This window comes from Streptomyces sp. NPDC107522 (genome assembly GCF_055657525.1).
Map to the genome: position 1 here is coordinate 42,234 of NZ_JBVKAU010000014.1, position 16,105 is coordinate 58,338.

Below are 16,105 nucleotides of genomic sequence, written 5' to 3' on the forward strand. Positions count from 1 at the left end.
ATGAGGAAGGAAGCGCATGCCGACTCCCGGGCGCCGTACCGCCGCCACGCTCCTCGACATACTGCTGCACGCCGCCGAGGAGACCCCGGAGCAGGTCGTCGTCCATGTCCGCTCGGACGGCAGCGAACACACCGTCACCTTCGCCGAACTCCACGACGACGCCCTGCGCGTGGCCGGGGGGCTGCGCGCGGCAGGACTCCAACCCGGCACCCCCGTGCCTGTGCTCGCGGAACTCGGCGAGGATTTCCAGCCGATGTTCTGGGGAGCGCTGGCGGCGGGACTCGTGCCCGTGCCGCTCGCCCCGGAGGTGCGTCGGGTGGGACCGGTGTGGGAGTTCCTCGGCAGGCCCGCCGTCATGGTGGACGACTCCACCGAAGCCCTGCTCGCCGAGCTCCCCGGTCCGGTCCGCGCCCTCCGCCTGGATGCGCTGCGCGAGGGCCCCCCGCCGCCCGCGCTGCCCCGCCGGGGCTCCCAGGACCTCGCCTTCCTCCAGTTCTCCTCCGGCAGCACCGGCGCGCCCAAGGGCGTGGAACTCACCCACGAGGCCGTGCTCGCGAACCTCGGGCAGATCCGCACCGCCATGGCGATCAGCCGGGACGACGTGGTGGCGACCTGGATGCCGTACTTCCACGACATGGGCCTGATAGGCACCCACCTCGTCCCCATGGCGGCAGGCCTGAAACAGGTGCGTCTCGAACCGCTGGCGTTCGCCAAGCGCCCGGCCCGCTGGCTCGAAGCGGTGACACGGCACCGGGCCACCCTGCTGTCGGCGGCCAACTTCGCGCTGGCGCTGGCCGTGCGGCGGGTGCCGGACAGCGCCTGGGCCGCACTGGACCTGAGCTGCGTACGGCTGATGCTCGTGGGCGCCGAGCCGATCGCACCGCGCGTGTGGCGGGAGTTCACCGTCAAGGCGGCCGCGGCGGGACTGGACGCCAGGGCCATGCTGCCCGTGTACGGACTGGCCGAGGCCACTCTCGCCGTGACCGTGCCCCCGCTCGGGGAGACCGCCACGCCCCGACTGCTGGACCGGGCGGCGCTCAGCCGTGGCCGGGCCGTGGCCGCCCAACCCGGACCGGACGCCGTCGAACTGATGGATGTGGGCCGACCGGTGCCGGACTGCGAGATCCGGGTCACCGACGACTCCGGCAGGCTGCTCGGCGACCGGCGCGTAGGTCACATCGAGGTACGCGGTCCCCAGGTGGCCCGCGGCTACCACCGCGCCCCTGACGCGAGCGCGGCCGCGTTCTCCGGCGGCTGGCTGCGCACCGGCGACCTCGGCTTCCTGGACGCGGGCCGACTGTGCGTCACCGGCCGGCACAAGGACGTGGTCTTCGTCGGCGGCCGTACCTTCCACGCACCCGACCTCGAGGAGACCGCCGCCGCGACGCCGGGGCTGCCCGAGGGGACGCTGGCGGCGATCGGGTCCACCGACCCGGACACCGGGGGCGACTGCGTCGTGGTGTTCGTGCAGTGGGCGCGGCCGAACCTGGCCACTGCCCTTCCCGTGCTCGACGCGGCGGTCGCCAGGGTCCGGGAGGCACTGGGTCACGACGACGTACGGGTGCTGCCCTTGCCGCCCGGGGCGTTTCCGCGCACGACGAGCGGCAAGCTGCGGCGCGCTCTGATGCGCGTCCGGTTCGAGGCGGGTGCCTATGCGGCGGTCGAGGAGCGGTTGTCGACGGCGCGGGGCGCGGCCGAGCCGGCCCGGGCGGACGAGTACGGTCCGCAGGGGCCCGTGCCGCGTTCGCGGCGTGACGTCGAGGAAGTGATCCGGGTCATCTGGGCACGGACCCTGGATCTCGCGCCGGCTGACATCGGCCGCACCGCCCGGTTCTTCGCGCTCGGGGGCTCCTCGCTGAAAGCGATGGCCGTGCTAGCCGAGATCGAGGACGCCTTCTCCGTCACGGTGGAACCCCGCGTGCTGCGCGACCATGACACCGTGGCCGCGATGGCCGGGCATGTGCTGGCCCAATTGGGCTTGCGGCAGACGGAAATTGCTGGGACGTCAGCCATGGACTCCGGCTCCGCGGCGAGAGCGGCGGGCGCCGAGCGCGCCTCGGTGTCGTCCGGCGAGAACGCCGGCAACCGGCCGATGGCGGTTCTCGGCATGGCCTGCCGGTTCCCCGGAGCCCCGACGCCCGAGGCGTTCTGGGAACTGCTCGTCTCCGGGCGGGACACGGTGACGGCCGTGCCCGAGGACCGCGGCGAGGGCTGGGAGAGCGCACCCGGCGACCCGGCCCTCTTCGGGTCGTTCCTCCCCGATCCCGGGCTCTTCGACGCCGCCTTCTTCGGCCTGGACGACGAGGAGGCCCGCGCGACCGACCCACAGGCGCGGATCTTCCTGGAGCTGGCCCACGAGGCCCTGGAGCGCGCCGGGTACGCGGGGCCGCGTCGTACCGGCCGCAGGATCGGCGTGTTCGCCGCCGTCGGTGACAGCGGATACCGCGAGATCCTGGCCGCCGCCACGGACGGCGACCTCGCCGCCCACCCCGGCGCGCTCACCGGCAACCTGCCCAACCTGATCGCCGCCCGCCTCTCCCAGGCACTCGACCTCGACGGTCCCGCCCTCGCGGTGGACACCGCGTGCTCCTCCGCGCTCGTGGCGCTCCACCTGGCGCGGCGCAGCCTCCAGAGCGGCGAGTGCGACATCGCCGTGGTCGGCGGCGTCCAGCTCGCCCTCACCCCCACCGGCCACCGGCTGCTCGCACGCGCCGGCGCACTGTCCCCGACGGGCAGCAGCCGCCCCTTCGGCGCCGCCGCCGACGGAATCGTGCCCGGGGAGGGCGGAGCTGCCCTCGTCCTCGCCCGCCTGGACGACGCGCTGCGGGACGACGATCCGGTGCTCGCCCTGATCCGCGGCACAGCCGTCAACAACGACGGCCGGTCGCTCAGCCTGCTCGCCCCCAACCCGCGCACCCAGCGCGAGGTCATCACCCGGGCCTACGGCGAGTGCGGCATCGGCCCCGACGCGGTGTCGTACGTCGAGGCACACGGAACCGGCACTCCGGTCGGCGACCCGATCGAGGCGCAGTCACTCGGGCACGCCTTCCCGCCCCGCACCGACGGGCTCCCGCGCCTGCTCGGCTCGGTCAAGGCGAACATCGGACACCTGCTCAACGCCGCCGGCCTGCCGGGCCTGGTCAAGACGGTCCTGGCACTCCAGCACCGCCGGATCCCGCCCGCCCCGAACACCACCCCGCCCCCGCCGTACCTGGAACGCGTCGCCCCCGGCTTCGAACTCGTCACCGAGCAGCGGGAATGGCGGATCCCCGGACCCCGGCCCCTGATCGCGGGAGTCAACGCCTTCGGCTTCGGCGGCACCAACGCACACGCCGTGCTGGAGGAGGCGCCCACCCGGACTCCCTCCGCAGGCCCCGCCGCCGACGGCCCCCATCTGCTCACGCTGTCGGCCCACAGCGCCGACGCGCTGCGCACATCCGCAGCCGACCTGGCCACATACGTACGGACGCACCCGGATCTGCGGGAGGCCGACCTCTGCGCCGCCGTCAACACCGCGCGCGACGACCGTCCCCACCGCCTCGCCGTCGTCGCGGACGGCGACCTCGCGGACCGCCTCGCCGCCGCCCGCAAGGCGGACTTCACGATCGCCCGGTCCCGCCCACGAACGGTGTTCCTGCTCCCGGGGCAGGGAGCACAGCGCCCCGGCCAGGGCGGCGCCCTGTACCGCTCGGCTCCTTCGTTTCGCGACGTGCTGGACGAGGCCTCGTCGCTGACCGGGCCCATACTCGGGCGCTCGCTCGCGGAGTGGTGCCTCGACCCCCGTGTCGATCCCGGGGAGCTGGCCAGGACGGAGGTGGCCCAGCCGCTGCTCGTCACGTTCGGGGTGGGCCTGGCCCGGCAGTTGGCGGAGTGGGGCCTGGCCCCGGACGCGGTCGCCGGACACAGCGTGGGTGAGATCGCCGCCGCCTGTGCCGCCGGGGCGCTGAGCCTCGCCGAGGCGGTGGGGTTCGCCGCGGAGCGCGGACGCCTGATGGGCGAACTCGCCCTGCCCGGAGCGATGGCCGCCGTCAGGGGCGACGAGGACACCGTCGCCCAGCTCGTCTCCGCATCCGGCGGCTCGCTGAGCGTGGCCGCTGTCAACGGGCCCCGGCAGGTGGTGATCTCGGGAGCCGAGGAGGCCGTCGAGCATGCCCTCGCCGAGCTGACGGAACGGGGCGTGGCCACGCGCAGACTCCGCGTCTCCCATGCTTTCCACTCGCCGCTGCTGGAGCCGGTCCTCGCACCGCTGCGGGACGCCGCGAAGGCACTGACGGTCAAACCGGCGGCCGTACCGATGCTGAGCACGGTCACCGGCGACTGGCGACCCGGCCTCACCCCGGGCTACTGGCAGGAGCATGCCGTCCAGCCGGTGCGGTTCGGCGCCGCTGTGGCACGGCTGCTGGACGAGGGCTACGACACCTTCGTGGAACTCGGCCCGGGGAACACCCTGGGCGGGGCGGTCCGCGCGGTCGCCGGCGCGCACGGCACCTCGGACGTGGCTGTCCTGACGGCAGGCGTTGCCTCAGGCCCAGGCCGTGACGCCGCTGCCCCCGGGGCACGGGCCTTGCTGGAGACCGCGGGCCGACTGTGGGCGCGGGGTGCGGTCCTGGACCGGGCGGCTCTGGACGGGGCGGCCGCGCGTCCTGGGGCGCCTCTGCCGACCTATCCGTTCCAGCGCACTCGCTACTGGCCGCGCACGCCCGGTGCGGCGACCGCGGTGCGGCGCCTGGACTGGCGCGACGCGCCGCTCACACCGGCAGCGGGGCCCCGCGTCGTGCGGCTGATCGGCGCTGACCAGCCGCTCGGCCGGGCCCTGGCCGAGCGGCTCGTCGGCCGGGGGGTGACGGTACTGGGGGAGGACGGCGCCGACGGGCTGGTCGCCGCGTCGGCGGACACCGTGGTGTGGCTGGGAGCCGAGGACGGCTCCGGCGACGGAAGCCGGCAGATCCCGGACGCCGCCACGAGCGCAGCCGTCACCTCACTGCGCCACGTCCTCGACCTGTTCTCCGCCGGCTGCGCCCGCCTGCTGGTGGTCACCGAGGACGCGTACGTCACCGGGACCGCGCCGGAACAGGCGCGTCCGACGCAGGCACTCCTGCACGGCTTCACGCTGGCACTCCCGGAGGAGCACAAGGGGCTCGCCGCCCGCAGCGTCGACCTCTCCTCCCGCGACACGCTCGACGCCCGGGTGGACGCCTTGGAACGCGAACTGTGGTCGGCCCACGAGCCGGGCGCGGACGGCGCGTTCGCGTGGCGCTCCGGACGCAGACTCAGCCGTATGCCGAGCGACGTACCCGACTCAGCGGACGCACCGGACGCACCGGACGCTCCCACAGCGATCGATGCCCTCCCGCCGGACGGCACCTACCTGATCACCGGGGGAGCCGGCGGGCTCGGTTCCGCGCTCGCACGCGACCTGGCGGGCCGCGGCGCATGCCGGCTCATCCTGACCGGACGCTCCGAGACCGCGCCCGACGACCTCCTCACCGAGCTCAACGCCCAAGGCGCCCAGGCCCGGTACCACGCGGCCGACATGGCCGACGAAGCCGCCGTCGACGCCCTGTCGGCCACCCTGCCCCCGCTCGACGGGGTGTTCCACGCCGCCGGTACGGTCCGGCCCGGCACCCTCCGCGCCAAGACCGACGGCGAGATCGAGCAGGTGCTGGCCGCGAAGGTGCGGGGCACGGTGCTGCTCGCCGAGGCGCTGCGGCGGCACGGCCGGAGGCCCGCGGTGTGCGTCGCCTTCTCCTCCGTCTCCTCGGTGCTGCCCGGCCTGGCGGGCGCGCTCGGCGACTACGCGGCGGCCAACGCCTTCCTGGACGCCTTCGCCGCCGCCGAACGAGCGGCGGGCCGGCCCTGGCAGGCGATCGGGTTCGGGCCCGTCGCCGATGCGGGACTGGCGTCCGCCCTCCAGCCAGGCCCCCGTGACGCCGGTCGTGGCGAAGCTCCCGGTGCACCGGCCGGGACCCGGTTGCGCGCTCGCGGACTGACCCCGATGACCGCGCGGGCCGCGATCGCCGCGCTGCGGACCGCCGTCGCCACCGATGCCGCGCACCTGCTGGTGGCCCCCGCGACGACACCCGCGCCCGCGGTGGCCCGCGCAGCGGAGCGCCCGGACGGCACGCGTGACAGCGCGTCTCGCTCGCCCCGTATATCGCCGGACGGCACGCACGACAGTGCACCTCGCGTGCCCAGCACCTCACCGGACGGCGGCGACGATGCCTCGGCCGACCCGGCCCGCGTCACGGAACTCATACGCCGCCTGCTGGCCGAGGCGCTGCACCGCGCCCCCGAGGACATCGGCGACGACGAGCAGTTCCTCGGCCTCGGGCTCGACTCCCTGACCGCCGTCGACCTCGCACGCCGCCTGGAGACGGAACTCGGGCTGCCCCTGCCCGCAACGCTGCTCTTCGAGTACCGGACGATCGGCGAACTGACCGGCTACCTCGGCGGACAGGCCACGACCGCCCCGCACGCCTCCGCCCCCGTGGACCGCGGCCGCCAGGACACCCCGCGCCCCCTCACCCCGTATCCCGTCACCCCGCTCCAACGCGCGTTCCTCACCACGGAGGCGCTGTACGAGGGCGTCACCGCCTACGGCTACCTGCGCCAGACCATCCGAGGCCCCCTCGACCCCGACCTCCTCGGCCGGGCGCTGGCCCACCTCGCGGCACGCCACCCCATGCTGCGCCTGCGCCTCACCACGAACGCCGTGGACGCCTCGGACGGAACACCGCCGCGCCAGTACACCGCGCCCGCCGACCCCGGCGACCGTGCTCCCCGCTGGTACGAGGTGCACGAGCCGGACGACACGGCACCGCCGCTGCGCGACCTCGAACAGCGGCTGTACAACCGCCCGTTCGACCTGACCGGCGAAGACCCGGTGCGTGCCGTGCTGGTCCGCGACCGCCGGGACGCACACCTCGCCCACCTGCTGCTGGTCGTCCACCACAGCGCCGCGGACGGGTACAGCCTGAAGGTCCTGTGCGAGGAGCTCTGGTCGCTCTACACCACGCTCTCCCAAGGCCGCCCTGTCCAACTCCCCGCCCTGCGCGCCGAGTTCGCCGACCACGCGGACCTCGTCACCGCCGACCGCACGTCGCCGGCCTTCACCCGGGACCAGCAGTACTGGCGTGACCGCATCGCCCGGCACGCCGCGGCGGCCACGGCCCCGGCCCTGCCGTACGACGGCGACCCGGAAGCACTCCCGGAGCCACCGCTCACCCACCATCAGACGGCCGTCGACGCACCGCTCACGGCGGCGCTGCGCGAGCTGGCCGCACGGCACGGGGTCTCCCTCTTCCACCTGCTGCTCGCGGTGTACTGCCGCTGCCTGGCCCGCTGGAGCGGACAGCGCTCCGTCGCCGTGAACGTGGCGCGTGCCCGCCGCGAGGCGCCCCTGCCCGGCATCGACCGCCTCGTGGGCCCGCTCGCCGACACCCTGCCGGTGTTCGCCGACGTCGACCCCGACGAGCCCGTGACCGCGCTGGCCCGGCGGCTGCGGGGGATCTGGGGCGAGGCGGAGTCCCACGCGACGCTCTCCAGCCCCGACATCGCCGCGCTGCTGCCCGCCATCGGCCTCGGCCCACGCACGGTCGCCCCGGCCGGCTTCAGTTTCGCCCGTTTCCCCGTGAGCCACGGCCGTGACTGGCCGGTCACGGTGACGCCGACCGCAGCGGCCACCGCCTCGGCCGCGACCCGGCTCGGACTGCTGTGCTGGGAGTCCGACACTGCTCTGCGCCTGTCCTGGAACCACCCCGCTCACCTCTTCCGGCGCGCGACTGTCGAGCGCCTCGCCGCGGACTTCCTGGACGAACTGCGCGCCGCGACGGGACAGCCATCGGCCGCAGCCGTCGCACCGGATCCCGCGGACCGCGCCACCGCGGCATCGGATGTCGTGGAGTGCGCCGTCACACCGGCTGCCACGGGGCGCACCCTCGCACTTCCCGCGTCGCGGACGCCCTGCGAGGACGGCATCGTGGACCGCCTCCGCACCCGGTTCCGCGCGGCGCCGACAGCCGTGGCCGTCAACACCGGCGGCACGACACTCACTTACGCCGAACTCGACCACGCCTCCGCCGCCCTCGCGGCCCGGCTGCGGGCGCACGGCGTCCAGCCCGGCGACCTGGTCGGCCTGCTCACCGAACCGGGCGCGGACACCGTCGTCGGCGTCGTCGGCATCCTCCGCGCGGGCGCGGGCTGGGTGCCCCTGGACGCCGGTCACCCCCTCGCCCGGCTGCAGGACCAGCTGAACCGCACCGGCGTCGGCGTGGTGGTGTGCCACACGGCGACGCGCACGGCCACCGGCGAGCTGGCCGGCATCACCCCGGTCGCCGCCGACGACCCGTCACCGACCCCACCGCAGCCGGACCCGATGTCGCCCGCCGACCCCGACGCCATCGCCTACGTGATCTTCACCTCGGGCTCGACCGGCCGCCCCAAGGCCGTACCGATCACGCACCGCTCCATGCTCACCTACCTCGACTGGTCCCTGACCACGTTCGGATACGGCCCCGGAGACCACCTCGTGCAGACGGCGTCCGTCTGCTTCGACGCCTCCGTACGCCAGTTGCTGGCACCGCTGCTGGCCGGCGCCACGATCCACACCCTCACCCGGGACCTCCTCCACGACCCCGAAGCACTGCTGGACCGCATCGTCGACGACCGCATCACGGTGTGGAGTTCGGTGCCGACTCTCTGGGAGCGACTGCTCACCGCCGCCGAAACCCGGGCGCGGCAGAACGGGACACCACCGGACCTGTCGGCACTGCGCTGGGTCCACGTGGGTGGCGAGGCGCTGCCCGCCGCCCATGTGCGCCGCTGGTTCGACCTGCTCGACACCTGCGGGGGAGCAGCGCACAGGGTCGCCAACCTGTACGGGCCCACCGAGGCCACCATCAACGCCACCTGCCACATCATCGACACCCGGCCCGCCGACGACGTACGGCAGTTGCCGATCGGCCGACCGGTGGCCGGGACCGAACTGGCCGTCGTCACCGAGGACGGGCGTCCCTGCGGGCATGGCGAGTCCGGCGAACTGCTCATCGGCGGCACAGGACTGACACCCGGTTACCTGGGCGAGCCCCGGCTCACCGCGGAGGCCTTCGTCGAACGCGACGGCCGCCGCTGGTACCGCAGCGGTGACCGGGTCCGCCGGACCGGGGACGGCGCACTGGAGTTCCTCGGTCGGCTCGACGACCAGGTCAAGGTCCGCGGCCACCGCGTGGAGCTCGGCGAGGTCGAGGCCGCGCTGCTAACCCACCCGGACGTCGCCCGGGCCGCCGTGCTTCTCGCCGACGGACGACTGGTGGCGTACGTCGAACCCCGGCCCGGCTCCGGCGAGCCCGACGCCCGCGAGGTGCACGCCTTCCTGTCCCGCACTCTGCCGCCGTACATGCTGCCCGGACGCATCCGCTCGATCCCGGTGATACCGCTGACCGGCACCGGCAAGATCGACCGCACTCTGCTGGCCCGCGAATCAGCACATGTTCGATCCGGGCCGGGAAGCACTCCCGAAAGCCCTACGGAAACCCCTCCCGCCACCCCGACCGAGCGCACCCTGGCGCGCATCTGGTCGGCCCTGCTGGACGTACCGGATGTTCGGCGCGAGGACGACTTCTTCGCGCTCGGCGGCGACTCGATCATGGTGCTGGAGCTCTTCGCCCGCCTGCGCGAGCAGCTGCCCGCGGTGCCACGGCCGACGGCCATCTACACGCACCGCACGCTGAGCGCACTCGCCTCGGTGCTCGACACCGCTGCCACGAGCCCCGCGTTCGACGCGACCGCGACCGCGGCCTCTGCGCGACCCATGGACCCCTACCCCCTCACGCCCTCCCAGAGGGGATTCCTGCTCGCCGAGACCATCAACCCCGGGGTGGGCTCCGGCTGGCTCGCCCGGTTCCGGCTCAGCGGGCCGCTGCGCCACGACGTCTTCCAGCGCGCCGTCGACGTCCTGGTGGCCCGGCATCCGATGCTGCGCACCGTCTTCCCCGCAGGCGCCCGCCCACCGGTCCAGCAGGAGCTGCCGGACTCACTACGCCTGCCCGTGGAGGCGGAGACCCTCGCGCATCCCGACCTCCTGGAGCAGCGGACCGCCGAGGAGGCACGACGCCGACTCGAGCCCTGGGCCTGGCCGTTGCTGCGTCTGCGGCTGTTCACCGTGGCCCCCACCGAGCACGTGCTCCTCGTCCACGCGCACCACCTCATCGGCGACGGCTACAGCGCCGCCCTGCTGGCCCGCGAGCTGCTCACCGTGTACGACCGCCTCGACCGCGGCCTCCCGCACGGCCTGCCGCCGCTCGACGGCTCCTTCCGCGACCACGTCGCCCTGTCCGCCGTACGCCCGCGACCGCGTGGCCCCGAGGCCGAGGAGTACTGGGCCCGCCTCCACGCGCCCTACACGCCCCCTGTGCTGCGCCGACCGACCGCCGAGAACGGCGATGCACAACCGGCGTTCCACACCTCGGGGTTCACCCTGGACGCCGCCACGACCGCAGGGCTGCGCCGACTCGCCCGAGCCGCGCAGCGCACGCTGTACGCGCCGCTGCTCACCGCGTACTACCGCGCCCTCACGGAACTCACCGGCCAACGCGACCTGATACTCGGGCTCGCCGTCACCGGACGCGAGGAATCCACGGCGGACGCGCATCGGGTGTTCGGCCCGTTCGCGGAAGCGGTCACGCTGCGACCTGCCATGCCGGGCCTGGACGGAAGGGCCCAACCAGCCATGTTTGCCGACGACTTGCGGCGCCTTTCCGTGGAGGCGGACCTGGCCAGGGCCGAGGGCCCCAGCGATGTGCGCACGGCGGCGGGACTGCCGTGCCACGCCCAGTTCTTCTTCACCTTCCTCGACTTCACGTCCCTCGGATCCGAGGCCGTCGGCGGCCTGGCCCTGCGCACGGACGAGTCCGACACCGCGCTCGCCCCGCCGCCGGTGGGCACCGACGTGTTCCTGTCCGTGCGGCCGTCGGCGGACGGGGAGGGTCTCCGGGTCACCGTCCGGGCCTCGGCGGCGGCCCTCACAGCCCGCGAAGTCGCCGGGTTCGCCGAAGAGATACGGACGCAGGTGCGGGATGCGCTGAGCGACGCCGATCCGGCCACCGCCCGCCGACGGCGCCCTCACCTCGACGCCGCGCTCGTCGGCTACCTGCCCGCCCCGCACCACCTCGCCGCCCTCGCCGGACTGCCGTACGACAGCCCCGGCCTGGGGCGTGAGGAGATACGGGCGCTCCTCTTCCCGGACGGCCGGGCCCGACTGCTGGAGGAGACCGGTACCCCGCTCGGGAACTCCGGTTTCGTCGCCCTGCCTCTCTTCGCCGACGAACTGGCGACGGGTGGCGATCTGGCGGCCCGCACCGCCCGCGCCGTCGAGCACGCCGCCTCCCTCGGCGCCCGCTGCGTCTCGCTCGCCGGCATGATCCCGTCCCTCACCGGCTACGGCTACGACGTCCTGCGGGAGACGACGACGAGCGCGGCGATCACCACCGGCCACGCGTCGACGACCGTCGCCGTCGTCAAGACGGTCCAGGCCGCGCTCACGGCGACCGGCCGCCGCCTCGACGGCCTGTCCCTCGCCGTCGTCGGGTGCGGCTCGATCGGCACCTCGTCCCTCCGGCTGCTGCTGACGACGGCCCCCTGCCCACCGGCCCGGCTGCTGCTGTGCGACCTGCCGGGCAGCACCGCGCGACTGAAGCGGCTCGCGGCAGACCTGTCGTCCGGTCATCCGGCGATGCCGGTCCGGGTCGCCGAGTCGAGCCGGACCCTGCCCGCGGCGGTCTACGAGGCCGACGTGATCGTCACCGCCGTGAGCGGCGCGACGGCCCTCCTCGACGTCGACAGGCTCCGCCCCGGCACGGTCGTCGTGGACGACTCCTTCCCGCACTGCTTCGACACCGCGAAGGCGCTCGAGCGGATGAGCCGCGACCAGGACGTGCTGGTCGTCGGAGGCGGGCTGCTGGCCCTCGATGCCACCGAGACCCGGCTGAGTGAGGACCTGCCGGGCGTGGCGAGCGCGGGCTTCGCTCTGCGGTCCGGGATTCCGGACACCTTGGCCTCGTGCCGGCTGGAGTCACTGCTCCATGCCCATCTCGCCGATTCCGGCCGCACGCCGAGCGAACTCCCGTTGATCCATGGCCTCGTCGACCTGCCCCGGGCCCTCGCCCACTGGGACGCGGCCGAGGCCGCCGGAGTCCGGCCCGCCCCGCTGCACCTGCTGGACCGCGTCATCGCCGAGAGAGAAGGGCTGACCCTCAGGCCTCCGGGCGCCACCCCAGCGCCGGACCCAGACGGGTCGCGACATCGGTCAGGATCTGCACATAGTCCTCGTGCTCGAAGGTGAAGGGCAGCGCGAACGCCACCTCGTCCACCTCGCGGAACGCGGCGTGGGCGTGGAGGCGTTCGGCGATCTCCTCCGCGGTGCCGACGAGGTCCGGCGCGAACAGCAGCCGGGCCGGACCCTGCGGTGACGCGGTCCGCGCAGCGCGCTTGGCGACGTACTCCTCGTACTTCGCCCGCTGTTCGGGAGTGGCGGAGTCGGTGGGGATGACGACGAGGCCCTGGGAGACGCGGGCGTTGTCGCCGTCGGGGTGGTGGGCGCGGAAGGCGCGGATGTGCGAGAGCTGGATCTGCGCGAAGTCCGGTGACTCTTCGGTGCCTTCGGGGCCTTCCGCCTTGACGACGCTGCTGGTCAGGAAGTTCATCCCGTGCTCGCCGGCCCACTGCGCCGAACGCAGGCTGCCGCCGCCGTACCACATACGGCTGCCCAGTCCGGGCGACTGCGGCTGGACCCGGTCCGAGAACACTTCAAATCCTTCGACACCGCTGAAGTCCGTGGCCGGCTTGCCCCGTACGAAGTCCAGCAGGCGCCGCACCCGCTCGTAGCCGAAGTCCTCGGCATCGGCCGTGTCGGGGTACAGGGCCTCCTTGACGCGGTCGTAGTGCATCGGCGGGCCCACGCTGATGCCCGGGTTGAGGCGGCCGCCCGACAGCAGGTCGACCGTCGCCAGGTCCTCGGCCAGCCGCAGCGGGTTCTCCCAGCCGAGCGGGATGACCGCGGTGCCGAGCTCGATGCGGCGGGTGCGCTGGGAGGCGGCCGCGAGGACGGCGACGGGGGAGGAGATTCCGTACTGGAGATGACGGTGGCGGAGCCACGCGCTGTCGAAGCCGAGCCGTTCGCCCAGCTCGATGATCTCGAGGGTGGACTCGTGGCCCCGGCGCGGATCCGCCTCGTCGAACAACCCGATGGTGAGGAAGCCCAGCTTGCGAAGCGGTCGTGAGGCCGGCGGCACGGGCTCCTCCATCGGTCATCGATCATGTCGTACGGCAGTGCCAACCTGCTCGCCGCCGATGATGTTCCCGTCCTCCCAGGTCAGGTCGCCCAGGTCAGCTCAGGGGAATCGTGACCTCGTCCTCGACCGGCGGGTCGATCTCCTGGGCGCGGTTGCCGGTCGCGGCGTAGCAGCGCAGGCGGACGGTCTCCGGCGTGACGTCCAGGCGCAGGAAGCACTTGAAGAACGGCGGGCTGTAGGTCGCCGAGCTCGGCGAGAACAACTGGGTGTAGATCTTGCGCACGGGCAGGCGGAACCGCGCGGTGCGGTCGGGTCGGCGGCCGGCGCCGAGCAGGCTGGCGACCACCCGGGTGCGCCAGGTGATGCGGGCGGCCGACTGCTGGGCGCGGGTCAGCGGGATGCCCAGGCGCTCGGCGACGACGGCCGCCGCCTCCGCCTCGGTGAGGGTGAAGAAGCGGCGCATGTGCAGCCGGCGGCCGTAGAGCTTGCTGTAGAAGGACAGCGAGTCGCCCCGCAGGGGATAGCAGCGGAAGTCCTTCTCGGTGACGTTCGCGATGTCGACCCGCGGAATGGTGTGCGTGGCGTGCATGAACGCACCGCCGCCGCCCGAGACGACGTACTGGATGGTGCGGCCGTCCACCTGCACCGGGTAGCGCTGGTAGTTGTGGATGTCGCCGCCGATCGCCGCGACGTAGCGGTGGGCCGGGTCACGGACGATCTCGTCGACCGTGCCGCCCCCTTCGATCGTGCAGGGGTGGTGCTCGCCGTCCACATACAGGGGCTGGCCCGTGATGAGAATCTTCGGCCGGGGATCCTTGGACACCTCGCGCAGCCACGCACCCTGTTCGGCGTCGATGGTCCCCAGCAGCCCCGTGTCGATCCCTACGATCCGCACCGGCCCGGCGTCGATCGCCCAGTACGGCCCCGGCTGCACGGCCTGTTGGGCCGGAGCCGACCTCGACTCGCGGGCCTGCGCGAGCCGTTGGCCGTCCCCCTTGCTCGGCCGGTGCCACAAAAGCGACCGCAGCCATGCCTTGCTCAGCGGGCGCGGCGCGGGCTCGGGTTCGAGGGGCGGGGCGTCACCGCAGAAGACGCGCATGAACGCGCCGAGGTCCTCGTACCAGTCGTGGTTGCCCGGTATCGCGTACATGGGCGCCTGGTAGTCCTGGTACGGCCGGAAGAACTTGGTGCCGTAGTCGTCGGCACTGCCCACCGGATAGATCACGTCACTCGCGACGACCGCGAACCGCGTGTCCTGACCCACCTTCAGCAGGCCCGGCACGACGGCGTACTGGGGCTCGTCGCCCTCGCCGGTGTCACCGATGACGAGGAAGGAGAAGCGGTCCGGGTCGTCGCGCCGGATCACCTTGTCGGCGGGTGCCCCGGCGGCCGCCCGCTGCGCCACCCAGCGGCTGCGGGTACGGCCCGTGGGGTCCCCGAACCAGGACGCGAGCACGCCGTTGCGGGCGGCCCAGAGCGTCTTCGGGCTGAGCCAGGAGATCTTCTCGACCTTGTGCGGCATCAGCCGCTTGTACTCGCCGAGTTCGGCGGCGCCCCAGCCGGCGCCCTCGGCGGTATCGCGTGAGGAGTCAGACACTGGTGCACCGTAACAATGATCTAGAGAGGGCCGAGAGGGGGAGGCGGGAGTCCGGCGCGTCGCGGGACCCCCGCCTCACCGCGCGTCACCACTTGCGGGCGTACGGTTCCCGGCGCGGCTGCCGGCTGCCCGTCGCGGAGGACGTGAACTGCGAGTCGGCGCCGGGGCGTTGTGCGGGAGCAGTGCCTGGTCGGCTGCGGCGTGCTGCCGCGGCGGGCCGCGGCGGGCTGTTCGCTCCGGATCGGCTCCCCTCACCCTCGCCGAGGACAAGGAGCGGATCGAACATCACCACCACTCCGGCCAGCAGGAGGAAGATCACCGGTCCCAGAAGCATGGGCAACAGCAGAGAGGTGGGCGAGTCACCCGCCCAGGAGGCGCCGGTCGTGCCGTGCAGATGCACGCTGACCGCGGCCATGCCCGTGTAGTGCATCCCGGAGACCGCCACACCCATGATCATGCTGGCGCCGAGGCTGGTCAGGAAACCGCGGATGGTGACGGCCGCCCACAGCGCGGCGGTCGCGGCGACGATGGCGATCAGGACCGAGAGCCCGACAGTCAACGCGTCGTACTGGACGCTGCCGTCGAGACGCATCCCGGCCATGCCCAGATAGTGCATGGCGGCCACCCCGAGTCCGGTGATGACGCCCGCGCCGGTCAGCGCGCCCTTGCCCGCGCCCAGATAGCCGACCATGAACACGCCGATGCCGACCACCACAATGGCCACGGCCAGGCTGAGGACGGTCAGTCCCGCGTCGTAACGGATCCGGGTCTCCTCGACCTGGAAGCCGATCATGGCGATGAAGTGCATCGTCCAGATGCCGCAGCCGATCGACGCGGCGCCCAGCGCCAGCCAGCCCGGCTTCCACGTCTGCTCATCGATCAGGGACCGCACGATGCACCGCAGTCCCAACGCCCCTCCCAGACAGGCCATCAGATAGGCCGCCACAGGGGTCACCGCACCGTAGCGGAACCCGTCAACCGTGCCTTCCATGAGCCAACTCCCCCCAGAGTCTTGGCCAGTTGTCGACAAGGTGTACGGGGCAGAGTTGTGCGAAAGCAAGCCTTTACCGCCGGTAGCAGTTGAACTCGGCATCACCATGAGTGAACTCCGGTCACGTGGGGACGGGTTTCGGCCAGCCGGGGGCACGGCTCGGGAACGCCTGCTATGGGAGGCTGGAGTGAGGGCGGGTGACGGCAGGAGGCGGTCGGCGGCGGAAGGGAC

At 73.4% G+C, this 16,105-nt stretch carries 4 protein-coding genes; 1 reads left to right on the forward strand and 3 read right to left on the reverse strand.

Translation table 11 applies throughout. The features are described from left to right. The first annotated feature begins 16 nt into the window (after nt 1-16). Nucleotides 17-12,337: an amino acid adenylation domain-containing protein gene (locus tag ACZ7L6_RS33005; protein ID WP_471930282.1), complete on the forward strand. Its 12,321-nt coding sequence runs from the start codon at nt 17-19 to the stop codon at nt 12,335-12,337. Here the strand turns inward: ACZ7L6_RS33005 and ACZ7L6_RS33010 are convergent. From ACZ7L6_RS33010 to ACZ7L6_RS33020, 3 genes are all read right to left on the reverse strand, one after another. Further along, nucleotides 12,249-13,286 carry an LLM class flavin-dependent oxidoreductase gene (locus tag ACZ7L6_RS33010; protein WP_471930544.1) on the reverse strand — a complete coding sequence of 346 codons (1,038 nt, stop codon included), beginning with the start codon at nt 13,284-13,286 and terminating at the stop codon, nt 12,249-12,251. The genes ACZ7L6_RS33005 and ACZ7L6_RS33010 overlap by 89 nt on opposite strands. Before the next feature lie 94 nt (nt 13,287-13,380). Next, nucleotides 13,381-14,883: a metallophosphoesterase family protein gene (locus ACZ7L6_RS33015; protein ID WP_471930284.1), complete on the reverse strand. Its 1,503-nt coding sequence runs from the start codon at nt 14,881-14,883 to the stop codon at nt 13,381-13,383. Nucleotides 14,884-14,968: 85 nt separating this feature from the next. Next, complete coding sequence (locus ACZ7L6_RS33020; protein WP_471930286.1) at nt 14,969-15,874, reverse strand: MHYT domain-containing protein; 906 nt, start codon at nt 15,872-15,874, stop codon at nt 14,969-14,971. Nucleotides 15,875-16,105 lie beyond the last annotated feature (231 nt).